Source organism: Actinomadura rugatobispora (genome assembly GCF_055379765.1).
The window spans coordinates 11,996,610-12,019,152 of record NZ_AP029191.1; the positions used below are offsets into that span (position 1 = coordinate 11,996,610).

Below are 22,543 nucleotides of genomic sequence, written 5' to 3' on the forward strand. Positions count from 1 at the left end.
CAAAAGCAAGCATTCACTCTCTACGGGCGGACGGCCGGCGCCGCCGGCGGCCGGCCGTCACCCGGTCACGCGGCGTCGTCGAGACCGCCGAGGTAGATGCGCTCGATCTCGTCCTCGCGCTCGGCCAGCTCCGCGCCGGGCATCTCCGCGCGGATCAGCCCCTCGTTCATGATGAGGACCCGGTCCGCCACGCTCGCCGCGTAGTGGATGCCCTGCTCGACGAGCAGGACCCCCACCCGGGTGGTCTCCGCCACGTGGCGCAACCGCGCCAGGAGGCGCTCGCACACCGTGGGGGCCAGGCCGAACGACAGCTCGTCGATCAGCATGACCGCCGGATGGCGGCACACCGTGCGCGCCAGCGCCAGCATCTGCTGCTCGCCGCCGCTCAGCACGCCCGCGCGCAGCGCCAGCTTCGGCCGCAGCTCGGGGAACAGCTCCAGCGCCTCGTCCCGGTCCGCGCCGGCCAGCTCCAGGTTGTTCGCGACCGTCAGGGACGGGAAGACGCTGCGCCCCTCCAGGACGATCCCGACCTGGCCGCGGCTGCGCTTGTAGGCCGGGCCGCGCAGCCGCACGTCGTCGACCTTCACCTCGCCCTCGCAGCGCCCCAGGAACCCGGCGATCGCCATCAGGGTGGTCGTCTTGCCGGCCCCGTTGCGCCCGAGCAGCCCGACGATCTCGCCGTGGCCGACCGAGAGCGTCACATCGTGGATGACCGCCATGGCGCCGTACCCCGCGGTCAGCCCGCGGACCTCCAGCGCCCTGACCTCGGTGGTCTCCGTCATCGTCCGTCCCTTCAGGTGGCCGCGAAGCCGGGCGCCCCGGGGCGGGAGCCGCCCGGCACGCCGTTCTCGGCCGCCGCGAGCGCGGCGTCGAATCCCCGGTGCAGGTGCTGCGGAGCAGGCTCGTTGCGCCCGAACACGACCGTGTCGAGCAGGCCCGTCCGGACGCCGGGCTCGGTCCGGCCGGCGACCCAGAAGTCCTCCCCGTCGACCACCGTCTCGCAGATCCACGGCGCCATGTCCACGACCTTCGCGCGCTCCTCCTCGCTCAGGTCGGGCCGGAGGTAGGCGGTGTGCACGACCTCGGAGCCGGCCTCGTCGACCGGGAGGATCTGCCAGAGCTCGATGTGCCTGCTGTCGAAGGTCAGGCTGGTGTTGGGGAAGAGCGCGTACTGGTAGCTGAAGTGCTGCGCGACGTCACCCCACCGCTCCTCGGGGATCTCCTTCAGCTCGTCGATGGAGCGCAGCGCCGAGCAGTTGCGCAGGTGCGGCCCGAAGGCGTCGAAGGTCAGCACGCCGCCGTAGGCGTAGGAGGCCAGCGTCCGCCGGTGCAGGTAGTTGAAGTGGTAGTTCTCGCGGAAGGTGTCGAGGGTGACCTTCCAGTTGGCGTTGACGCGGTGGACGTGCGGCTCGCCGTGGGGCGCCCAGTCCTCGAAACCGAACATGGCGAGCTCGTCGGTGAGGCCCGGCCCCAGGTAGTCGTCGACGTCCAGCTCCGGGCCGGGGCGGAGGCGGCCGATGATCAGGCCGTACCCCTCGGCGACCGGCAGCTCGACCAGCCCCTTGTCCTCCAGGCACATCCCCTCGAACGCCTCGGGGACGGGCACGCGGACGAGGCGACCGTCCAGCTCGTAGGTCCAGGCGTGGAACGGGCAGGTCAGCCTCTTGGCCTTGCCCGCCCCGTCGGCGACGCGCACTCCCCGGTGGCGGCACGCGTTCGCCAGGGCGTGGACCTTGCCCGCCGCGTCCCGGGTGAGCAGGATCGGCGTCCCGCACAGGTCGACCGTGTGATAGGTCTCCGGCCCCGGCAGCGCGCCCGACAGGCACAGCACCAGGGGCTGGTCGCGGAACAGGACCTCGACCTCCCTGTCGTGGCGCGCCCGCGAGTAGACGTCGGCGGGCAGCTCCATCAGGTCGTCGGCGAGGTCGGTGGTGCGGTTCTCGATGTGGTCCAGCAGCCGCCGCGCGAGGCTGCGTTCCAGGGCTTCCCTGTCCACGGTCATCCTCCTGATCGGCCGGTGGGGCGTCGGGGGCTAGGGGTTCTTGAGGGTGAACGGCTTGGGGTCGGTGGAGACCAGCCTGCCATCCCGGATCTCGCCCTTGCTCGCCGAGATGTTCTTGACGCGCGGCATCCCCGGGACGGGCGAGGCGGTGAAGTCGATGGGGGCGGTCACGCCGCCGGTGTCGAAGGCGGTCTGCTTGTCCAGCCAGGACTTGATCTTCGCCGCGTCCGGGCCCCCGGCGGCCGGGATGACCTTGGCCAGCAGCTTGACCCCGAGCCAGGCGTTGACCGCGCTGTCGGCGATGGTGTTGTCGATGCCGCCGACCTGGCGCCCGTACTTGGCGACGTCGGCCCCGAACCCGTCGAAGGCGGTCTGGCCGAAGGCCATGACGGTGGTGTTGGGCTGCTTGAGCTCGGTCACCGTCTTGAGCACCTGCGGCGTCATCTCGATGCTCGGGATGACCCAGTGCAGCCGGTTCAGGCCGATCTGGTTGCAGGTCTGGATCAGGGAGGGGATCTGCGCCGGGTTGACGGCGATCACGGCGGTGTCGGCGCCGCTCTGCTGGACCTTCAGGCAGGTGGGCTGGAAGTCGGTGGCGGTCGGCGCCACCGTCAGCGGCGTGATCGGGATCGTCGGCGGGAAGTACTTGGCGGAGGTCTTCTGCCCCTCCTGGGCGACGACGGTGTCGGCGGAGATGTAGGCGACGCGCTTGGTCGCGGGCGACAGCATCTGCGGGACGATCTTGTACTGCGCCAGGACGGGCTGCAGGACGTAGACGCGGTCGCTCTTGAGCGAGTCGAGGCTGGCGCCCTGGCTGGACCACGAGATCGTCTTGGCGACCTTGAGCGTCGGGATGAGGCCGGGCTCCATGGTGCCGTCGTTGCCGACCATCATGAGGACCTTCTCCTGCACCAGGAGCTTCTGGGCGCAGAGGGCCGCGCCCTGCGGGGTGCCGTGGTCGTCGCAGAAGCGGATCTCCACCTTGCGCCCCATGATCCCGCCCGCGTCGTTGATCGCCGCGGCCGCGATCTTGGCGGCCTGCGGCACCCACGGGTGCGAGATGGCGTTCGTCTGCACCCCCGCCATGATGCCCAGTTTGATCGGCCCGTTGCCGCTGGAGCTGTCCGCCGAGGCGCCGCATCCGCTGGCGACGACCAGCGACGCGGCGGCGAGCCCGACCATGAACCGGTTGCGGTTGCGCATGTCACTCCATCACAGAAGGTGATCGGGATCACATTCGATCCTGGTCGGAGCTTAGATCAGTAATCACTCACTCCGCAAGAATCAATCATGCGAGCCCACCTCGTCTCCGGCGGCCGACCCGCCGCCGTTCGGTGTGTTCCACCGGTCGGCACGCCGCGCTATCGGAAGCATTGACGCCATGAGGGCCGCGACTTCCCAGCTCACCCCTCCTTCCCGCATCCCCCCGGCCAGGCGGTCCCGCGGACCCGGCGCACACCTCGTGGGACCGCTCCGCGCCCACCCGTCCCGAACCAAGAGAGTGAAGACTTGCTCAGTTACCCTCGGCGACCATATTCTCATGCCGAAGCCAGGCCGGCACGGGTCACGGGAGCCGGACGGCCGGAGGAAAGGGACGCGCGTGAAGCGGATTTCGCACTGGATCGGCGGCAAGGTCGTCCCGGGCGCCTCGGGGCGCTCCGGCCCTGTGTGGGACCCCGCCACCGGCGAGCGGCAGGCCGAGGTCGACCTCGCCTCGGCCGCGGAGGTCGACCGCGCGGTCGCGGTCGCCGCGGACGCGTTCCCCGCCTGGCGCGCGACCAGCCTGTCGCGGCGGGCCGAGATCATGTTCCGGGCCCGCGAGATCATCTCCGCGCACGGCGAGGAGATCGCCGCCCTGGTGTCCGCCGAGCACGGGAAGGTGCCCTCGGACGCGCTCGGCGAGGTGTCCCGCGGCCTGGAGAACGTGGAGTACGCGTCCGGGATCCCGAACCTGCTGAAGGGCGGCTACAGCGAGCAGGCCGCCACCGGCCTCGACGTGCACAGCGTCCGCCAGCCGCTCGGCGTGGTGGCCGGCGTCACGCCGTTCAACTTCCCGGCGATGGTCCCGATGTGGATGCTCGCCAACGCCCTCGCGTGCGGCAACACCTTCGTCCTCAAGCCGAGCGAGCGGGATCCCTCCGCGTCCATGTTCCTGGCGGAGCTGCTGAAGCGCGCCGGCCTGCCGGACGGCTGCTTCAACGTGCTGCACGGCGACCGGACCGCCGTCGAGCGGATCCTGGAGCACCCCGGCGTCGCGGCCGTCAGCTTCGTCGGCTCCACGCCGGTCGCCCGGCACGTCTACGAGGCCGGGACGCGCAACGGCAAGCGCGTCCAGGCGCTCGGCGGGGCCAAGAACCACATGCTCGTGCTGCCCGACGCCGATCTCGACCTGGCCGCCGACGCGGCGGTGAGCGCCGCGTACGGCTCGGCCGGCGAGCGCTGCATGGCGATCAGCGTGGTGCTCGCGATGGACGCCGTGGCCGACGACCTCGTCGCGAGGATCCGGGACCGCATCCCGGGCATCGCGGTGGGCGCGGCGGGCGAGCCCGGCAGCGAGATGGGACCGCTCATCACCGCCGAGCACCGCGACCGGGTGGCGGGGTACCTCGCGGGGGCCGCCGACGAGGGGGCCACCCTGGTCGTCGACGGCCGCGAGGACGTCCCCTCCGCCGGCTTCTTCCTCAAGCCGAGCCTCATCGACCACGTCAAGCCCGGCATGCGGTGCTACGACGAGGAGATCTTCGGGCCCGTGCTCACCGTCGTCCGGATCGGCGACTACACCGAGGGGCTGCGGCTCATCGACGACAACCCGTACGGCAACGGCGCGGCGATCTTCACCCGCGACGGCGGCGCGGCCCGGCGGTTCGAGTTCGACGTGCAGGCCGGCATGGTCGGGGTCAACGTGCCGATCCCCACCCCGGTCAGCTACTACAGCTTCGGCGGGTGGAAGGCCAGCCTGTTCGGCGACCAGCACATCTACGGTCCCGAGGGCGTCAACTTCTACACCAGGACGAAGGTCGTCACGAGCCGCTGGCCCGACCCCGCCACCTCGTCGGTCGACCTCGGCTTCCCGCGCACCCGCTGACCGGCACGGGCGGCACGCGCGTCACGCCCCCGGGGGCGGTGGGCCCGCGGTGAAGGTCTCCCTGACGAACCTCAGGAACTCCTCCGCGTCGATCCCCTCGGGCTCCTCGCTGATCACCGGGTCCATCAGGGTGAACCCGTCCAGCAGCGCGCAGCACAGCCGGGCCAGGGCCGGCGGGTCGCCGGGACGGATCGTGCCGTCCCGCTGCCCCTCCTCGATGACCCTCGCCAGCAGGCCGACGATCTCGGCGTAGAAGTCCTTGTAGACCTCGGGGACGCCGGCGCCGGACCGTCCGCCGATCTTGGTCATCTGGGCGTGCAGCTGGCCCCAGGCCGGGTGCGCCCGCCGGCGATCGACCTGCGCCTTCACCATCGCGATCAGGCGCGCGCCGGCCGGGCCGTCCCCGGCCGCGATCCGCTCCATCTCCTCGCGCTGCCCGGCCCCGCGCCGCATGAGCACCGCCAGGTAGAGGGCGTCCTTGCTGTCGAAGAAGGAGTAGATCGAACCGACGGAGAACTCGCAGATGTCGGCCACGTCCTTGAGGTTCGTCTCGTAGTAGCCGCGTTCCGCGAAGAGCTCCTCGGCGGTCTCCAGCAGCTGCTCCCTGCCGAGCTCGATCCGCTGCCGACGGCGTATCTCACGGGGGCTGAGCCGCTCCGCCGGCGCCGGCCCGGTCCCGCCGCCCCCGCCCGGCCCCTCGCCGCTCTTCACCCCAGCGGCCTTTCCACTCGTCACACGCACCTCCCAGCCTCTTCCGTGATGCGGATTCCGCAAATCTGAGCCCATCATCCCTCAACTGAACCGTCGCTCAGTCTAAGTCACACCGAGTTTGACGGCCGTGCGGCGCGGCGAGTCAGCCGCGGTGAAGGCGGCTGAGGGTAGGCGAGGGTAGCCGAGGGCGCGCGGCCGATCGAGGCGGCGCAGCTCACAGGGGACGGCTCAGCGGGACGTCGCCGAGCTAGAAGGAGGGGGAAGGAGAAGGAGAAAAAAGGTGGAGAGAGCGGGGCGAGGGGTTCGGGAGGGCTCAGCCCCCGGCCGGCGCGCCGGCGTCGTCCTGCACCATCGCCACGAGCTCGCGCCGCAGCACCTTGCCCGTCGGCGTCGTCGGCAGCTCGTCGAGGATCACGACGTCGTCGGGCGTCTTCGAGCCCCGCAGGCGCTCGCGCACCCACTCCCGCAGCTCCTGCGCCTCCGCCCGGTGCCCGGGCCGCGGGACGACGAACGCCGCGATGCGCTGGCCCCACTCCAGGTCGGGCACGCCCGCGACCGCGCACTCCAGCACGGCCTCGTGGCGCGCGAGGACGTCCTCGATCTCGGCGGGCGCGATGTTCTCCCCGCCCCTGATGATGGTGTCGTCGGCCCGGCCGCGGACGAAGAGGAAGCCGACCTCGTCGAGGTAGCCGCGGTCGCGGGTGGGGAACCAGCCGTCGTCGCGGACCAGGCTGCCCGCCTCGACGTACTCCCCCGCCACCTGCTCGCCGCGTACGACGATGTCGCCCACCTCACCGGGCGGGCAGGGCTTGCCGTCCTCGCCGTGCACCTCGATCTCCACCGAGGGCAGCGCCCGGCCCACCGACCCCAGCCGGGCCCGGACGGCCGGGTCGGAGGAGGCCGCGGCCTCGCGGTGGTCGTCGGGCCCCAGCACCGCGATCGAGGAGGCGGTCTCGGTCAGCCCGTAGGCGTTGACGAACCCGGTCTCGGGGAACAGCCGCAGCGCCTCGCCGACGACCTCCTCGGCGATCTTCGCGCCGCCGTAGGAGAGCGAGCGCAGGTGCGCGGGCCCCTGCCGCCCGGAGGTCTGCAGCTCGGCGACGATCCGCGCCAGCATGGTGGGCACGACCATCGCGTGGGTGACGCCCTCGCGCTCGACCGTGCCGAGCCAGCCGGTGGCGGTGAAGCGGTCGAGGTAGACGATCCGGCGGCCGGAGTAGAGGTTGGACAGCGCGTTCGCGACCGCGGCGATGTGGTACGGCGGGACGCTGACCAGGGTGGCGTCGGTCTCGGCCACGGACCCGAACTCGACCGAGCCGAAGAGGTAGGCGGCCAGGTGCCGGTGCCGCAGCACCGCGCTCTTGGGCGCCGCGGTGGTGCCGCTCGTCATGAGCAGCACGGCGATCGAGTCGGCGTCGATCTCGTACGCCTGGTGCGGCGCGGGCCCGCCGTCGGGCAGCCGCAGGAACTCCTCGACGCCGATGGTGCGCGCCCCGGGCGTCCGCTCCGGGGTGTCGGTGACGACCAGCGGGGCGTTCTGCCGGCTCATGATCTCGTCGAGCTGCTCGCCGCTGAGCCGGTAGTTCAGCGGCAGGAACGGGACCCCGGCCAGGGTGGCGGAGAACAGCGCCACCGGGAAGACCGGACCGTTTCCGCCCAGGTAGACCAGCCGGTCCGCACCCGCGGAGACGATGTGCGCGGCGCCCGCCGTGGCCCGCGTGCGGAGTCCGGCGCCGGTGAGCCCGTCCTCACGGCCGCCGAGCAGGACGCGGTCGGCCATTCCGTCGGCGACCATGTCGAGGATCATGGCCAGGTTCATCGGAGGGCTCCTCACCGGTCCGGCCCCTGCGGCGCAGGTCAGGCTGTGCGGGGATCTCAGGTCGAGCGGAGATCTCCGACGTGATTGGAAATCGGACTCTCGTTAAATGAGATTATTACTTTCGTGCCGTGGCCGCAACGGCCGCACGGCCGCGCACCGCGTCCGCCGGCGACGATCCGGCGGGCGCGGCACGGAGCGGGAGGGCCGCTCAGGCACCGGCGGCGCGCAGCGACTCCCCGCGGCGGAAGGTCTCGGTGACGACCGCGGCGCCGTGGGACGGGGCGGCGGCCGCGGCCAGGGCCTGGGCCTTGAACGCCCGCGCGGCCACGCTCAACCGGTGCAGCACCGGGGAGTCGCCGATGCCGTCGCCGAGACCCGCGGTCTTCTGGTCGCCCCAGAGCCGGACGTCGGCGAGGCCGTCGTCGATGGCCTTGAGCACGATCTGCCGCACGCGGGAGTCGGATCCGCACGAGTCGGCGCCCACCGCGATCGCCTGGGGCGGCCACGGCCCCTGCACCGGCGACGACAGCGCGCACTCCAGGTCGACGGCGTGCGCCCCCAGGATCCGCAGCGGCCGCAGGTCGCCGTGGTCGGCCGTGAGGACCAGCACCTCTTCCCCCGCCATCACCCGGTCGAACAGCCAGCCGCCCGCGAACCGGACCGCGTCGACCATGTTCGGCGCGACCACCAGGATCCGGGGCCTCAGGGCCTGTCTGGCGGAGGAGCGAGCTGACGGCCGAGCGACCCGGTGTACTCCTTGAACACCTGGGTCAACGGAATCGAAGGGTCGAGCAGCCATAGTGACTCCATCCCGTTGATAAAGGCGACGATCTCCACGGCCTTGACGGCCGGATCCAGGTCGGTGCGGTACCGCCCCGCGCGCTGCCCCTTGCGGAGGACCCTGGCGACGATGTCGACCGCCGCCCGGTACCGGTCGACGAACCGGGCGTGCAGGGGGGCGTCCGGGTCGATGTTCTCCATCATGAGGACGGCGAACATGCCGACCAGGTCCGGGACCTCCTGCATGCGGACGGCGGCCCGCTGGACTTCCACGACGATGTCGCCGGACATGTCGGCATGGGACTCGTCGTAGGCGTCCCGCTGGTCGAGCGCCGCGTGGAGCAGGTCCTCCTTGGAGGCGAAGTGGTGCAGGAGACCCGCCGACGTGACCCCCGCCTCCCGGGCGATCTGCCCGAGAGTGACGCCACGCCACCCGTGCAGCCTCAGCAGCCGCTGCGCGGCCACCAGGATCTGCTGCCTGCGGTCCTCGCCCTTGGCGAGGAGAGCGGCGTACGGCCGTTGATCCGACACGGGCTCGTCCTCCAACTCACCAACTGAACATACAGTAGGTTGGTTTTCCGCGTGTGACAAGGGTCACGCGGGCGTCATGCGGGAGTCGCGCCGGGAGTCATGCGGAGGGTCGCACGGGACCCTCGGTCGTCTCCTCTCCCCCCGGGTCAGTCGGAGGCGGGGAGCGGCTTGGCCGACTTGAGGCTCAGCGGGTCGCCGTCGCCGGTCAGCGCGCCCGTCCCTGAGGCGGTGCACAGCAGCTCGAGCGTGCCGGCGGCGTCGACGTAGCGCTTGCCGATGAGCGTGACGGGGTCGCCGCCCGCACCGGCGGGCGGCGCGGCGGGCGCGGAGGCCGCGGCGACCATCGGCTCGCCGCCGCAGGCGATCAGCGGCCGCCCGTCGGCGGGCGCGCGGACGACGACGACCCGCGTCGCGCAGACGGTGCTGGCGAGCTGCTCGCCGGGACGCAGGGCCTGTGCCGGTGCGGTCATGCTGGTGATTCCTTTCGAGACCGTTCCATCATGAAGTCGTGGGCGCGTCGCGATGGTAGGCGCCCGTGCCGGGCTCGAAACCGTGGGCCCCGCGGGGCCGCCCCCTCGGGGCCGCCCTCGGGGCGTCGCGACGGGCGGGCGGGGCGTCCGCTCGGAGAGATCAGCCGCCGGCCCCGGAGGGCGTGTGGCCTGCGCGGCGGTGGCGTGGACCTCGGCTCATCTGTCATTCTCCTCCCAGTGAGTGGAAACTAGCTTCTCCAGAACAGAGAAGCAAGAATGCGTAGGGAGCAACCCAGATGGGGCAGCGCCGTGGAACCGCCATCGCCATGACCGGGGAGGAGCGGGACGTCTTCCTGCGCGAACAGCCCATCTGCCGGGTCGCCACCGTCGGCCCCACCGGGCACCCGCACGCCAGCGCCCTGTGGTTCGCCTGGGACGGCGCCTCCCTGTGGCTCAACTCGCTCGTCCGCAGCCGCCGCTGGGCCGACCTCGACCGCGACCCGCGGCTGAGCGTGATCGTGGACGACGGGGGCACCGACTTCCTGCGCCTGCGCGGCGTCGAACTCCTGGGGAACGCGCAGATCGTCGGCGAGGTGCCCCGCAAGGGCGACCCCGTCGAGGACCTCACCGCGCCCGAGCGGCTGTTCGCGGACAAGTACGCGGGCGGCGGGGAGTTCCGGTACGACGGCAAGCACGGCTGGCTCCGGCTGACCCCGGAGAAGATCGTGAGCTGGGACTTCGGCAAGCTGCGCCGATGAAGGTTGACGACGCCGCCGCACTCATGGAAACCTGACATCCAGAGTTAGAGAATAATATTCTCGCGACCGGCGGAGGCGCCGGCCCGAGCCTCCCCGCCCACGCCGGAAGGGACCCACGATGCGCGTGCCCCCGCCACAGAACGACACCTGGGACGAGCACGCGCGCACCGCGCTGGCCGTCCTGTCCGACGGCGACCGCGGCGACCAGGGCGACCGGGACGAGCGGGACGAGCGGCGCGATCGGGGCGAGGCCGGTGACGCGCTCGCCACCCTCGTCCGCCACCCCGACCTGGCCGAGGCCCTCCTCACCGTCAACACCCACCTGCTGCTGCGCTCCACCCTGCCGCCCCGCCTGCGCGAGCTGGCGATCCTGCGGGTCGCCCGGCGCCGCGGCTGCGAGTACCAGTGGACCCATCACGCGCGGCTCGCGGCGGAGGCGGGGCTGACCGAGGCGGAGATCGAGGCGGCGGGACGGGGCGAGGCCGCCGACGCGCTCGAGCTCGCCGTGCTGGACGCCGTCGACGAGCTCGACGACGACTCGGCCCTGTCCGGCCGCACCTCGGCCGCGCTCGGCGAGCACCTCGACGAGCACCAGCGCATGGACCTGGTCTTCACGATCGGCACCTACTGCATGCTGGCGATGGCCTTCAACACCTTCGGCGTCGAGTCCGGAGGCGGGCCGGGCGCGGGCCGGCAGACCGCCCCGGCGGCCGACTCCCGGACGTCGGCCGGCCGTTGAATTCGATGGCGGGGATGTAAGGTTCTCAGTTTGGGAGAGTAAGAATCTCGTATTAGTTCGGAGATACGCGATCGGAGCTCAGGTGGCCTACCGGTACCGTGCAGTAAGGTTCTGCATATGGCGCAGAGGACGGACCCGCCCGTGAGCACGACGAGCGAAGAACCGGCGTGGAAACAGCGAGCGGTCGAACGCTCCACCAAAGCCGCGAAGCTCCGCGCGGAGCAGAGAGTGCAACGCTTTCTGGACGCGGCTCAGGCGATCATGAGCGAGAAGGGCACCACCGACTTCACCGTCCAGGAGGTCGTCGACCGCTCCCGCCAGTCGTTGCGCAGCTTCTACCAGCACTTCGACGGCAAGCACGAGCTGCTGCTGGCCCTCTTCGAGGACGCGCTGCGGCGGTCGGCCAACCAGATCCGCGCGGCGGCGGCCGGTCACTCCGACCCCCTGGACCGGCTCAAGGTCGCCGTCCAGCTGCTGTTCGAGCTCTCCCGGCCCGACCCGGCCGCGCAGCGCCCGCTGTTCACCGACTTCGCCCCGCAGCTGCTGATCTCCCACCCCACCGAGGTGAAGGTCGCGCACGCGCCGCTGCTCGGGCTGTTCACCGAGCTGATGACCGAGGCCAAGGCGGTCGACCGGATCCGGACCGACCTGAAACCGCATCGCGCCGCCGCGCTGACGATGCAGACGGTGATGTTCATCGCCCAGTCCGCCACCGGTGAGAGCGACGAGGCCGGGCATCCCATCACGGCCGACGAGGTCTGGGATTTCTGCGCGACCGGCTTCGCGAAGCTCTAGCGAGCGGCCCTTTACCCCCTTCTCCGGAGAAGCTCCCCTCTCGCTCCGGAGGGGACTCTTCACGATCGGTGCATGACCGATGCCATGCGAAGGCGACGGTCTCGATCGTCGACCGTAATTTCGGTCACACCTCGATCACTTCCCACCTCCGCCGGCGCCCATGAGGCCCCGCCGGGGATCGCGCTCCGTTCGTCCGGGCGGGTGCCGGTCCCGGCGGGGCCTCTCGCCTTCTCCGGCCGCCCGCGTCGCGCGCTCCCCACGGCGCCCCGGTTTCGGCGCGGCGCGCGTGCGGGCCGATTCCCGCGCCGGGAGGAGTTCCACCGGAACGCACCCGGAATGTCCCAGAACGACCGCCCTCGGAACGCCATTCCGGACCCTTGCCAATCATCGCGAGAATGATATTCTCGGATCGCTAGAGCCTTGCTTGCTAGAAAGGAAAACGTTGATGGAGATCAGTGGCAACTCCGCGATCGTGGTCGGCGGGACCGGGGGCCTGGGGGAGGCCACCGTCCGCCGCCTGCACGCGGCGGGGGCGAAGGTGGTCGTCGCCGACCTCGCCGACGACAAGGGCAAGGCGCTGGAGCAGGAGCTGGGCATCCGCTACGTGCGGACCGACGCCACCGACGAGGAGTCCGTCCAGGCGGCGATCGCCGAGGCCGAGGCCGCGGGACCGCTGCGCATCTCGGTCGACGTCCACGGCGGGCCGGCCAGCGGCGGGCGGCTGCTCAACAAGGACGGCTCTCCCCTCGACCTCGCGGGCTTCCGGACGACCGTCGACGTCTACCTGACCGGCGTCTTCAACGTGATGCGCCTGGCCGCCGCCGCCATCGCCAAGCAGGAGCCGCTCGACGAGGGCGCCCGCGGGGTCATCGTCAACACCGCCTCGATCGCCGCCTACGAGGGCCAGATCGGGCAGATCCCCTACGCCGCGGCCAAGGGCGGCGTCGTGAGCATGACCCTCGTCGCGGCCCGCGACCTGTCCCCCGTGGGCGTCCGCGCGGTCACCATCGCCCCGGGCACGTTCCTGACCCCGGCCTACGGCAAGGCCGGCGACCAACTCGAGGCGTACTGGGGCCCCCAGGTCCCGCACCCCAAGCGGATGGGCCGCTCCTCCGAGTACGCCTCGCTCGTCCAGCACATCTGCGAGAACGACTACCTCAACGGCGAGGTGATCCGGCTCGACGGCGCCCTGCGGTTCCCGCCGAAGTAGGGCGGCGCCCTCCCGGCCGGGGCACCGGAGCGCTCCGGCCGGCCGCGGGTCCGCCCGCCCGGGTCAGTGGCCGCGTCCCGAGAACCGGAGCGCGTGCTCGACCAGCGCGACCAGGACGTCCCGGGCGAGGTCGTGGCGGCGCACGTCGCAGAGCATGACGGGGACGTGCGGATCGACGTCCAGCGCGTCCCTGATCTGCTCGACCGTGTAGCGGCGGGCGCCGTCGAAGCAGTTGACCGCGACCAGGAACGGGATCCCGCGCTGCTCGAAGAAGTCGATGCCGGCGAAGCTCGCGGTGAGCCGCCGGGTGTCGACCAGCACGACGGCGCCGATCGCGCCGTAGGAGATCCGGTCCCACATGAACCAGAAGCGCTCCTGCCCCGGCGTGCCGAACAGGTAGAGCCGGATCCCGCCGGGGAAGGTCAGCCGGCCGAAGTCCATGGCGACGGTCGTCGTCGCCTTGCGCTCCACGCCGCGCAGATCGTCCACCGCGTCGCCGACCTCGGTGAGCTCCTCCTCGGTGCGCAGCGGCCTGATCTCGCTCACCGCCCCGACGAGGGTGGTCTTGCCGACGCCGAAGCCGCCGGCGACCAGGATCTTCAGCGTGTGCCGCGGGACATCGTCCTCCACCCCCCGCGGCGAGCGGGACGAGGAGTCAAAGGCGGCGAAGTTCATCGAGCAACCTCATCAGAATGCGGGGGTCGGGCCGGCCGTCCTGCTCGTCCTGCACGGCCTGCGGCAGCTCCTCGATCAGCCCGTACTGGTGCAGGTCCTCCAGCAGGATCTGGACGACCCGGAACGGAAGGTCGGTCTCCGAGGCGAGGTCGGCGGGGGTGGACGGCCGCCGGCACAGCTCCAGCAGCGTCCGCTGCTCGCGCGTCAGCCGCACCCGCCCGTCGGGCCCGCGGCCGGTGGCGACCAGGATGGTGATCAGATCGATGGCGAGCCCGCGCGGGCGCACCCGCCCGCGCGTGACGGCGTACGGCCGCACGATCGGCCCGGCGTCCCGGCCGATCCAGCGCTCCTTCGGCGATTCCACGGGATCATCCCGGTGCGGCCGGGCCGCCCGGCGCCGGCGGGTCCGCGGCGCCCGGGACGGGGCCGGAGGCGGGCCTGGGCGCCGCCGCCAGCTGCCGCCGCAGCCGCTTGATCAGCACGGTGGTCTCGTAGGCGACCAGGCCGGCGTTGCCGCCCGCGTCGCTCAGCACCGCCAGGCAGCTGCCGCTGCCGGCCGGGATGACGAAGAACAGCAGCCCGTCCAGCTCGACGACGGTCTGCCGCACGCGCCTGGACTCGAAGTGCTCGCGCGCCCCGTTGGCCAGGCTGTGGAACCCCGACGACAGCGCCGCCAGGAACTCGGCGTCCTGCCGGGTGACACCGCCGGAGGCGGCCATCACCAGCCCGTCCCGCGACAGCAGCACGGCCTGGCGCACCTCGCCGACCCGCTGCACCAGATCGTCCAGCAGCCAGTCCAGCTCGCCGGAGGCCCGGGTCCCCTGCTTCATGATCGCCCCCATTCGTCGAGCTGATCGTTGTCGTCCGGATCGTCGTCGTCCCGGCCGCGCTGCCATCCGGACTGGAGCGAGCTCATCAGATCGCGGCTGACCTCGGGGCTCGGCTCGTCGAAGTCGTCGTCGGGCGCGGCTCCCCGTCCCGGCCGGGGCGCCGGACGGCCGCGCAGCTGCGGGGCGAGGTGCTGCTGCCGCACCCTGCGGGGCAGCTCTCCCGTGACCTCGCTCGACTCCGGCTCGGGCGGGCCGCCTTGGAGCGGACGGTCCAGGCCGCCGGGGGGCATGCCCCAGACCGAAACCTGGGGCGGGGGCGGCGGTTCGTGGACCGGGGCGCCCGGGAGCGCGGGCCTGATCGGAGGGTCGAGCCGGTGGGCGGGCACCGGGACGGCCTCGGCGGGCCGCGCCACCGCCTCCGGCCCCGCGCCGTTCAGCGGCCGCCGCTGCTCGTCATGGGTCACCAGCGCGTACGGGACCAGCACGATCGCGGTCGTCCCCCCGTACGCCGAGGGCTGCAGCGTCACCTGGACGCCGTGCCGCGCGGCCAGCCGCGCGACCACGAACAGGCCGAGCCGGTCGGCGTCGGCCAGGTCGAACTCGGCGGCGTCGGCCAGCCGCCGGTTGAGCTCGGCGCGCTCGTCCGGGTGCAGGCCGACCCCCCGGTCCACCACCTCGATCGCCAGCCCGTTGGCGACCGTCTCCACCTTCACGGTGACCTCGGTGGTCGGCGGGGAGTAGGCCGCCGCGTTCTCGATCAGCTCCGCCAGCAGGTGGATGATGTCGGCGACGACCCGGCCGGTCACCGCGGAGGACGAGGAGCCCGCCACCTCGACCCGCGTGTAGTCCTCCACCTCGGCGATGGCGGCGCGGACCAGGTCCTCGGCCGCCACCGGATGGTCCCACGCCCGGACGGTCGGCGCGCCCGACAGGATGACCAGGCCCTCGGCGTGGCGCCGCATCCGGGTGGTCAGGTGGTCCAGCCGGAACAGCGCCTCCAGCTCCTCGGGGCTGGACGCCCGCCGCTCCATCTGGTCCAGCAGCCGCAGCTGCCGGTGCAGCAGCGACTGGCTGCGCCACGACAGGCTGACGAACACGCGGTTGATGCTCGCGCGCAGTTCCGCCTCCCCGACCGCGGTGCCGATCGCGGTGCGCTGGACGGCGGCGAACGCGTCGGTGACCAGCGCGACCTCCCGCGTCCTGCCCGCGGCGGGCCGGGGCGCCTCGGCCTCCACGTCCACCCGCTCGCCGCGCCGCAGCCGCGCCACCACCCGCGGCAGCCGCTCGTGCGCCAGCTCCTGGGCGGTCCGCTGCAGGGTGCGCAGCTCGTCGGCCAGGCGCCGCGCGAACAGCAGCGACAGCACGATCGAGGCGACCACGGCCAGCAGGCCCACCCCGCCCGCCAGGTAGAAGCGGGTCATGATGCCCCGCTCGACCGGCTCGATCTGCCGCCGGGTGAGGATCTGCCCCGCCTGCTGGCTGACCTGCAGCCACAGCGGGGCCAGCGTCGTCATCGTGCCGCGCCACTCGGCCGCCCGCGGGACCGTGCCACCGGTGACGACACCCTCCTCGAACCCGCGGTAGGCGAGGTAGGACGGCGCGCCGGTGAGCCGGCCCAGGAACCGGGCGATCTCGCCGTCGGCCGTGGCGAGGCCCGTCCTGAAGAACTCCCGGCCGCTGCCGGCCCACCGGGCGAAGGCCGCGCGCTCGGCCGCGGTCATCCTGCCCCGCTGGACGCTCGACAGCAGCAGGTCCTCGCGGAGCATGAAGTCCCGCGCCCAGTAGACGTTCAGCAGCGACATCGTCTGCTGCTGGACGGCGATGTCGTCGATCCTGGTCAGGGTGGTCAGCAGCATGGTGGTGGCCGTCACGACCTCGCTGTACTCGTCGATCAGGCGCAGCGGCGCGCCGTCTCCCGAGCCGGCCCGCGAGCGCAGCGCCGCCAGGCCGCCGAACGCGCGGTCGAGGTCCTGGTAGCGGTGGGCGGCGGCGCCCTCCCGCGGCCCCCACGCCTCCGGCGTGCCGGCCGCCTTGCGGACCGCCGCGATCGCCGTGTCCGTGGCGGTCACCCGTTCCCGGAACCGTGCGGCCTCGCCGCCGGCGGGGTCGGTGACCAGCGCCACGGCCGCCGCCCGCTCGTCCTGGAGCGTCTGGGCCAGCCGGCCGAGGGGATTGCCGACGCGGTCGTAGACCGTGGCGAAGTCGAGTCGTTGCAGCGCCGCCGACAGCGTCGTGGACGCCGAGAACACCCACAGCGCCACCAGCGACGTCAGCGGAATGACCAGCAGCAGCGCGATCCTGCGGCGGATGGGCCGCGTGCGCGGCCTTCCGCGCGAGCCTTGGACATGCTCGGCGTTGAACACGGTCTGCTCCGTGGGCTCAAAGGGGGTGGGGTCCCAGCGGTCAACTCAGCCGTTCTTCTGTTTCAGCCGTTCATCTCAGTCGTTCATCTCAGTCGTTCATCTCAGGCGTTCCTTCATCACCTTGCCCGTGGCGTTCAGGGGCAGTTCCTCGAGGAACGCCACGGACCTCGGCGCCTTGTAGCCGGCGATCCGGTCGCGGCTCCAGGCGATCAGCTCCTCCTCCGACACCTGGCCGCGGCGCACGACGAACGCCCGGCCCACCTGACCGAGCCGGGCGTCCGGGACGGCGACGACCGCGGCCTGCGCGACCGCCGGGTGCTCCAGCAGGCAGCCCTCGACCTCGGCCGGGTAGACGTTGAAGCCGCCGACGATGAACATGTCCTTCTTGCGGCCGGAGATCCGCAGCAGGCCCTTCTCGTCCAGGGTGCCCAGGTCGCCGGTGTGCAGCCAGCCGTCGGCGTCGACGGCGTCGGCGGTCGCGGCCGGGTCGTCGAGGTAGCCCTTCATGACCGTGTAGCCGCGGACCAGCACCTCGCCGTCGTCGGCGATCCGCACCTCGACGCCCTCGCAGGGGCGTCCGACCGTGGTCGCGATGTCCTCGAAGGAGTCCGCGGGCCCGGTCGTGGTGACCGTTCCCGACGCCTCGGTGAGCCCGTACCCGGTCATGATCCTGCGGAACGGCAGCTCGCCGCGCATCCTGCGGACCAGCTCCACCGGAATGTCGGCGGCGCCCGTCACCGCGACGCGCAGGGACGACAGGTCGCGCCGGCCCGGCGCCTCCAGCAGCGAGTGGTACAGCGTGGGCGGCCCCGGCAGCATCGTCACCCGCTCCCGCTCCACCAGTTCCAGGACGCGGTCCACGTCGAAGACCGGGACCGGGATCATCGTGGCGCCGCGGATCAGGGAGGCGATGCACCCGGCCTTGTAGCCGAACACGTGGAAGAACGGGTTGACGATCAGGTAGCGGTCGCCCTCGCGCAGGTCGGCCCGGTCGCACCACTCCGAGTAGAGCCGGAGCGACTGCCGGTGGTCGCACATGACGCCCTTGGACCGGCCGGTCGTGCCCGAGGTGAACACGATGTCGCTCACGTCGCCGCCGCTCATCGCGCATTCGTACGGCGTGCCGCTCTCCAGGAAGCCCGACTTCAGGTCGAAGACCGGCACGCCGGGCGGGACGGGGAAGTCCAGGCCGAGGAAGCCCTTCTGGACGAGCACCGCCCGGGCCCCGCTCCGGCGGATGACCTCGCCCGCCTCCTCGGCCCGGTACCGCGTGTTGACCGGGACCAGGACCCCGCCGGCGGTCTGCAGCCCGAACGCGGCGATGATCCACTCGGCCGAGTTGGGCGCCCAGACCGCGCCCCGGTCGCCCTTCCGGATCCCCGCCGCCGCGAACGCTCCCGCGGCGGCGCGGACCCGGTCGGCCAGCTCGGCGAAGCCGAGCCTGAGCGGGCCGTCCACCACGGCTTCGGCGTCACCGAAGCGGTCGGCCGCGCTCAGCACCATCTCGGGGATGGTGTCCCAGCTCATGCCGGTCTCACACGCCGACGAGCTTGGCGAGGTTGCCGCCCATGACCTTGGCCTTGTCCTGCTCGGTCAGCCGCTGCAGCTCGTCGACGTAGGTGATCGGGTCGGCCAGGCCCTCGGGGTGGGGGTAGTCGGACCCGAACAGCACCCGCTCGATCCCGATGAGGTCGCCGAGCTCGGCCATGTCCTCTTCCCAGAACGGGCTGACGTTGATGTGGCGCTTGATCTGCTCGACCGGGTTCTCGCCGAACTCGTGCGGCATCTTCTTGTAGAGGTCGGTGAGGTTGTTCAGCAGCGGCGCCACCCAGGAGGCGCCGTTCTCGATGACCGCGATCTTCAGGTCGGGGAAGCGGGTCAGGGCGCCGTGGCAGACCAGCGAGCCCACCGCGTCCTCGACGGGGCGCCAGCTGCTGAGCTGCCGGAAGGCGTTCGGCTTGAAGGGCAGCATCTCGTTGCGCTGGCCCTCCCAGTCGCTGATGTAGCGGGCGTAGCCGCTGTCGGAGGAGTGCATGGCGACCAGCACGCCGGTCTCCACGACGCGCTTCCAGAACGGGTCGAACTCCGGCAGCGCGAACGAGCGCGGGCCGCGGTAGCCGGGCACCGGCGCGGGCCGGATCAGCACCGCCCGCGCGCCGCGCTCGACGCACCAGTTGAGTTCGTCGATCGCCTTCTCCACGATCGGGAGGGTGATGACGGGGGTGGTGTAGATGCGGCTCTTGTAGTCGAACGACCAGGTCTCGTGGAGCCACTCGTTGAGCGCGTGGATCACCACGTGGGTGAGCTCCGGGTCGTCCCGCATCCGCTCCTCGATGAGGCTGGCCAGCGTCGGGAACATCAGCGACTGCCGGATGCCCTGCTCGTCCATCAGCTCGAGGCGGGGGGCCGGCTCGCGGAAGGCGGGGATCGACTTCATCGGCTCGCCGAAGATCTCGCGGCGGGTCTTCCCGTCGGGGTTGCCGACCCGGTAGTACTCCTCCATCGCGCCGGGGCGGGCGACCACCTCGAAGGTGGGGTTGGGGATGTACTCGCTGATCTGGCCGCGAACGGCGATCTTCGTCCGGCCGCGCACCTGCACGTACTCGATCGCGCCGCTGTACTCCTTGGGGAGGTACTGGGTCAGCGCCTCCGGCGGCTCGTACAGGTGGTTGTCCGCGTCGAACAGGGGATACGACAGCTCACGCGACGCCATGGAGATCCTCCCTCGTCAGTTTGGAGAAGCATATTCTCTTAATGAGAGCATGGCAATATCGACGCGGGGGGCGTGAGCGCCGGAGCGGCGGGACGTCCCAGGCAGGAGGCCCGGGACGCCCCGGCGCGGCCGGGTGGCGGCGGGGTCAGGTGACCGCGCCCGCCTCCTTCAGGGCGATGATGCGCTCCCAGTCCAGACCGAGCTCCAGGAGGACCTCCTCGGTCTGGGCGGCGAACTCGGGAGCGGGGCCGAGCTCGGGCGCGGTGACGTCGAACTGCACCGGGTTGGCGACCAGTTCGAGCTCCCCGGCCGGGAGGATGTACTCGTTGGCCCGGATCTGCGGGTCCTCGCCCACCTGCAGGGAGTCCTGCACCGGGGCCCACGGCCCGGAAAGGGTGGCGAAGCGCTCGGTCCACTCCGCGAGGGAGCGCTCCGCGATCGCCTCGCGCAGGATCTCGACGGCCTGCTCGGTGTTGGCCGCGATCAGCTCCGCGGTGGCGAACCGGGGATCGTCGACCAGCTCGGGACGGCCGATGTGCTGGACCACGTCCGCCCAGTACCTGCCGGGCTGCAGCATCACCAGCGACAGGAAGCGGCCGTCGGAGGTCCGGTACAGACCGGACAGGGGGTTGTTCGGCGAGCCGTGCGAGCCCGGGACGGGCGCCACGCCGGGCTCGCCGAGATGCTGGGACAGCCCGATCAGGTGCCCCATGGCCCACAGCCCGCTGCCGAGCAGCGAGACGTCCACCACCGACGGCTCGCCCGTCCGCTCGCGCTTGAACAGCGCCGCGCTGATGCCGCCCGCGAGGTTGGTGCCGGAGATGGTGTCGCCGTAGGCGGGCCCCGGCGGGCCGATCAGGCCGTCGATGGTGGGCGGGGTGATGCTGGCGGCCGTGGACGCCCGGCACCAGAACGCCGTCATGTCGAAGCCGCCGCGCTCGGACTCGGCACCGCGCGGGCCGAGCGCGCTCCCCCGGGCGTAGATGACCTTCGGGTTGAGCGCGCGGACGTCCTCGACGTCGATGCCCAGCCTGCGGCGGGCCGCGGGCAGGAAGTTGGTGAGGAACACGTCGGCGCGGCGCACCAGCTCGTCCAGCACCTCCTTGCCCTCGGGGCTGGCCACGTCGAGGCCGAGGCTGCGCTTGCCGCGGTTGGCGTGCTCGACGTTGGGGTTCGGGTCGCCCTCGACCTTCATGGTGCCGGTCTGCCGGAGCCCGCGCTGCGGGTCGCCCTTGACGGCGTGCTCGACCTTGATCACCTCGGCTCCCCAGTCGGCGAGCACGGCCCCCGCCGACGGGACGAAGCCGTACATCGCGACCTCCAGGACGCGGATGCCCTCCAGCGGCTTCACGCGACCACCACCGCGAGGGTCTTGCGCTCCTGGAACTCCTCGAGCCCGGCCACGCCCATCTCCCGGCCGATCCCCGACTGCTTGAAGCCGCCGAACGGCGCGTCCGGCGCGAACCACGCGCCGCCGTTGACGCCGATGGTGCCGGTGCGGATCCTGCGCGCCACCGACAGGGCCCGCTCCTGGTCGGCGCCGTACACGCCGCCGGACAGGCCGTAGATCGAGTCGTTGGCGATCCGGACCGCGTCATCGTCGTCGTCGAACGGGATGACCGCCAGCACCGGACCGAACACCTCCTCCTGGGCGACCTCGCTCGACGGGTCGACATTGCTCAGGAGCGTGGGCTTGTAGTAGTAGCCCGGATCGACCTTCTCGCCGCCGGTGACCAGCGTGGCGCCCGCCTCGACGGCCCGCTTGACCATGGCGTCGACCTTGTCGCGCTGCCGCTCGCTGATGAGCGGCCCCATGTAGTTGTCCGCGTCGGACGGGTCGCCGTAGCGCACCTGCCCGAGCATGGCCGCGACCTGCTCGACGATCGCGTCGTGGTGCGCGCGGGGCACCAGCATCCGGGACGTGATCGCGCAGCCCTGCCCGGAGTGCGAGCAGATGGTGAAGGAGGCGACCATCGCGGCCAGGCCGAAGTCGGCGTCGTCCAGCACGATCATGGCGGACTTGCCGCCCAGCTCCAGGAAGACCTTCTTGACGGTCTCGCTGGCGGCGGCCATGATCTTGCGGCCGGTCGGGGTGGACCCGGTGAAGGTGACCATGTCCACCCCGGGGTGGGTGGTGAGCACCTCGCCCACCGCGATCTCCGAGGAGGTCAGCACGTTCACCACGCCGGGCGGGATCTCGGTGTCGGAGGCGATCAGCTCGCCCAGCGCCAGCGTGATCAGCGGCGTGTCCGGGGCGCCCTTGAGCACCACCGTGCACCCGGCCGCCAGCGCCGGGGCCAGCTTGGCCAGGGCGAGCTGGGTCGGGTAGTTGTAGGCGGTGATCGCGGTGACCACGCCCGCGGGCAGCTTCTCCACCCAGCGGCGGTGGCGCTGGCCCCGCACCTCGATCTCGCCGAGCTCCTCGGTCTCGGGCAGGCCGGCGACCAGGTCGGCGTAGTAGCGGACCAGCTCGATCGGCTCGTCGAGGCCGGCGCCGTGCGTGCTCACGCGGGGCGCGCCCACCTCCGCGATCGTCAGCTCCCGCAGGTCCTCCTTGTGCTTGTTCAGCGCCTGGTACAGCTGGTTCAGGCACTTGACGCGGAACTCGCGGTCGGTCGCCCAGCGCGTGGTGTCGAAGGCGCGCCGCGCGGCCTCGACCGCGGCCTCGGCGTCGGCGACCGTGGCGTCCGGCGCCTCGCCGAGCACCTCGCCCGTCGCCGGGTTCAACGAGGAGAACGTTCTGCCGGTCTCCACGAGCCGACCGTCGATGAGCAGACGCTTCACAGCCACACCACCCGTCCACCGTTCACGTGCATTCCGGTGGCCATCGCCACCCTGTCCTGAGTTCGCATCCTGTCCATCCTCCGCAGTGGTCGAAAACTACATTCTCAATCTGGGTAAATCAAGTATTCACACAGGAGAACGTCATCTGACAGGACGATCAGGAGCAGCCCGTGGCGAAGGGTCGACGGAGCGGCGGCACATAAGGCGCGCCGCCCTTGATCCACCGCGGGAATGCGGTGCTGAAGGACGGCGCAAAGGCTTGATCGATATGGGCGCCC

The 22,543-nt window shown here is 71.9% G+C and carries 21 protein-coding genes; 5 read left to right on the forward strand and 16 right to left on the reverse strand.

What is annotated here, in order from left to right:
• Positions 1-65: 65 nt before the first annotated feature.
• From ACZ466_RS53875 to ACZ466_RS53885, 3 genes are read right to left on the reverse strand one after another with little or no spacing between them, the layout of a single operon-like run.
• The gene (locus tag ACZ466_RS53875; protein WP_378288184.1) at positions 66-782 is read right to left on the reverse strand and encodes an ABC transporter ATP-binding protein; all 717 of its coding nucleotides are present in this window, start codon (positions 780-782) and stop codon (positions 66-68) included.
• A gap of 11 nt (positions 783-793) precedes the next feature.
• Entirely contained in the window at positions 794-1,996 is a 1,203-nt protein-coding gene (locus ACZ466_RS53880; protein WP_378288183.1) for an aromatic ring-hydroxylating oxygenase subunit alpha, read from the reverse strand.
• A 36-nt stretch (positions 1,997-2,032) separates the two neighbouring features.
• Complete coding sequence (locus ACZ466_RS53885; RefSeq protein ID WP_378288182.1) at positions 2,033-3,205, reverse strand: ABC transporter substrate-binding protein; 1,173 nt, start codon at positions 3,203-3,205, stop codon at positions 2,033-2,035.
• Between the two features lie 337 nt (positions 3,206-3,542).
• Between ACZ466_RS53885 and ACZ466_RS53890 the strand changes: the two genes are divergently transcribed.
• Positions 3,543-5,087 (forward strand): CoA-acylating methylmalonate-semialdehyde dehydrogenase, encoded by a 1,545-nt coding sequence (locus ACZ466_RS53890; RefSeq protein WP_378288181.1) that lies wholly within the window; start codon positions 3,543-3,545, stop codon positions 5,085-5,087.
• Between the two features lie 21 nt (positions 5,088-5,108).
• On the opposite strand, the gene ACZ466_RS53895 is transcribed toward ACZ466_RS53890, so the two are convergent.
• From ACZ466_RS53895 to ACZ466_RS53915, 5 genes are all read right to left on the reverse strand, one after another.
• Positions 5,109-5,822, reverse strand: coding sequence for a TetR/AcrR family transcriptional regulator (locus tag ACZ466_RS53895; RefSeq protein WP_378288180.1), 714 nt, complete (start codon positions 5,820-5,822; stop codon positions 5,109-5,111).
• A 289-nt stretch (positions 5,823-6,111) separates the two neighbouring features.
• Positions 6,112-7,617, reverse strand: a complete 1,506-nt coding sequence (locus tag ACZ466_RS53900) for a class I adenylate-forming enzyme family protein (protein WP_378288179.1) — start codon at positions 7,615-7,617, stop codon at positions 6,112-6,114.
• Between the two features lie 208 nt (positions 7,618-7,825).
• Complete coding sequence (locus ACZ466_RS53905; RefSeq protein WP_378288178.1) at positions 7,826-8,305, reverse strand: hypothetical protein; 480 nt, start codon at positions 8,303-8,305, stop codon at positions 7,826-7,828.
• Positions 8,306-8,319: 14 nt separating this feature from the next.
• Positions 8,320-8,928 (reverse strand): TetR/AcrR family transcriptional regulator, encoded by a 609-nt coding sequence (locus ACZ466_RS53910; RefSeq protein WP_378288177.1) that lies wholly within the window; start codon positions 8,926-8,928, stop codon positions 8,320-8,322.
• A gap of 146 nt (positions 8,929-9,074) precedes the next feature.
• Positions 9,075-9,398: a hypothetical protein gene (locus tag ACZ466_RS53915; RefSeq protein ID WP_378288176.1), complete on the reverse strand. Its 324-nt coding sequence runs from the start codon at positions 9,396-9,398 to the stop codon at positions 9,075-9,077.
• A 296-nt stretch (positions 9,399-9,694) separates the two neighbouring features.
• Here ACZ466_RS53915 and ACZ466_RS53920 point away from each other — a divergent pair, with 296 nt between their 5' ends.
• From ACZ466_RS53920 to ACZ466_RS53935, 4 genes are all read left to right on the forward strand, one after another.
• Complete coding sequence (locus ACZ466_RS53920; protein ID WP_378288175.1) at positions 9,695-10,156, forward strand: pyridoxamine 5'-phosphate oxidase family protein; 462 nt, start codon at positions 9,695-9,697, stop codon at positions 10,154-10,156.
• Positions 10,157-10,274: 118 nt separating this feature from the next.
• Positions 10,275-10,895, forward strand: a complete 621-nt coding sequence (locus ACZ466_RS53925; protein WP_378288174.1) for a carboxymuconolactone decarboxylase family protein — start codon at positions 10,275-10,277, stop codon at positions 10,893-10,895.
• Between the two features lie 228 nt (positions 10,896-11,123).
• Complete coding sequence (locus ACZ466_RS53930) at positions 11,124-11,690, forward strand: TetR/AcrR family transcriptional regulator (protein WP_378288173.1); 567 nt, start codon at positions 11,124-11,126, stop codon at positions 11,688-11,690.
• 445 nt (positions 11,691-12,135) lie between these two features.
• A complete protein-coding gene (locus ACZ466_RS53935; protein WP_378288172.1) occupies positions 12,136-12,900 on the forward strand; it encodes an SDR family NAD(P)-dependent oxidoreductase in 765 nt (254 codons plus the stop codon).
• A 63-nt stretch (positions 12,901-12,963) separates the two neighbouring features.
• Here the strand turns inward: ACZ466_RS53935 and ACZ466_RS53940 are convergent, their stop codons facing one another.
• From ACZ466_RS53940 to ACZ466_RS53975, 8 genes are all read right to left on the reverse strand, one after another.
• Positions 12,964-13,575: a GTP-binding protein gene (locus ACZ466_RS53940; protein ID WP_378288171.1), complete on the reverse strand. Its 612-nt coding sequence runs from the start codon at positions 13,573-13,575 to the stop codon at positions 12,964-12,966.
• A complete protein-coding gene (locus tag ACZ466_RS53945; protein ID WP_378288170.1) occupies positions 13,556-13,939 on the reverse strand; it encodes a DUF742 domain-containing protein in 384 nt (127 codons plus the stop codon). Before ACZ466_RS53945 ends, ACZ466_RS53940 begins: the two co-directional genes overlap by 20 nt.
• Positions 13,940-13,943: 4 nt before the next feature.
• Positions 13,944-14,405, reverse strand: coding sequence for a roadblock/LC7 domain-containing protein (locus ACZ466_RS53950; protein ID WP_378288169.1), 462 nt, complete (start codon positions 14,403-14,405; stop codon positions 13,944-13,946).
• Positions 14,402-16,768 (reverse strand): sensor histidine kinase, encoded by a 2,367-nt coding sequence (locus ACZ466_RS53955; RefSeq protein ID WP_378288168.1) that lies wholly within the window; start codon positions 16,766-16,768, stop codon positions 14,402-14,404. Before ACZ466_RS53955 ends, ACZ466_RS53950 begins: the two co-directional genes overlap by 4 nt.
• A gap of 96 nt (positions 16,769-16,864) precedes the next feature.
• Positions 16,865-18,295, reverse strand: coding sequence for a FadD3 family acyl-CoA ligase (locus ACZ466_RS53960; RefSeq protein ID WP_464042430.1), 1,431 nt, complete (start codon positions 18,293-18,295; stop codon positions 16,865-16,867).
• Positions 18,296-18,302: 7 nt separating this feature from the next.
• Positions 18,303-19,481, reverse strand: a complete 1,179-nt coding sequence (locus ACZ466_RS53965) for an amidohydrolase family protein (protein ID WP_378288166.1) — start codon at positions 19,479-19,481, stop codon at positions 18,303-18,305.
• A gap of 145 nt (positions 19,482-19,626) precedes the next feature.
• Positions 19,627-20,832 (reverse strand): CaiB/BaiF CoA transferase family protein, encoded by a 1,206-nt coding sequence (locus tag ACZ466_RS53970; protein ID WP_378288165.1) that lies wholly within the window; start codon positions 20,830-20,832, stop codon positions 19,627-19,629.
• A complete protein-coding gene (locus ACZ466_RS53975) occupies positions 20,829-22,265 on the reverse strand; it encodes an aldehyde dehydrogenase family protein (protein ID WP_464042432.1) in 1,437 nt (478 codons plus the stop codon). Before ACZ466_RS53975 ends, ACZ466_RS53970 begins: the two co-directional genes overlap by 4 nt.
• Positions 22,266-22,543 lie beyond the last annotated feature (278 nt).

Coding starts and splice junctions, on each gene's coding strand:
- ACZ466_RS53875 (WP_378288184.1), bottom strand. CDS start 782: ATGACGGAGACCACCGAGGTCAGGGCGCTGGAGGTCCGCGGGCTGACC.
- ACZ466_RS53885 (WP_378288182.1), bottom strand. CDS start 3,205: ATGCGCAACCGCAACCGGTTCATGGTCGGGCTCGCCGCCGCGTCGCTG.
- ACZ466_RS53890 (WP_378288181.1), top strand. CDS start 3,543: ATGCCGAAGCCAGGCCGGCACGGGTCACGGGAGCCGGACGGCCGGAGG.
- ACZ466_RS53900 (WP_378288179.1), bottom strand. CDS start 7,617: ATGAACCTGGCCATGATCCTCGACATGGTCGCCGACGGAATGGCCGAC.
- ACZ466_RS53915 (WP_378288176.1), bottom strand. CDS start 9,398: ATGACCGCACCGGCACAGGCCCTGCGTCCCGGCGAGCAGCTCGCCAGC.
- ACZ466_RS53920 (WP_378288175.1), top strand. CDS start 9,695: ATGGGGCAGCGCCGTGGAACCGCCATCGCCATGACCGGGGAGGAGCGG.
- ACZ466_RS53925 (WP_378288174.1), top strand. CDS start 10,275: ATGCGCGTGCCCCCGCCACAGAACGACACCTGGGACGAGCACGCGCGC.
- ACZ466_RS53935 (WP_378288172.1), top strand. CDS start 12,136: ATGGAGATCAGTGGCAACTCCGCGATCGTGGTCGGCGGGACCGGGGGC.
- ACZ466_RS53940 (WP_378288171.1), bottom strand. CDS start 13,575: ATGAACTTCGCCGCCTTTGACTCCTCGTCCCGCTCGCCGCGGGGGGTG.
- ACZ466_RS53950 (WP_378288169.1), bottom strand. CDS start 14,405: ATGAAGCAGGGGACCCGGGCCTCCGGCGAGCTGGACTGGCTGCTGGAC.
- ACZ466_RS53960 (WP_464042430.1), bottom strand. CDS start 18,295: ATGAGCTGGGACACCATCCCCGAGATGGTGCTGAGCGCGGCCGACCGC.
- ACZ466_RS53965 (WP_378288166.1), bottom strand. CDS start 19,481: ATGGCGTCGCGTGAGCTGTCGTATCCCCTGTTCGACGCGGACAACCAC.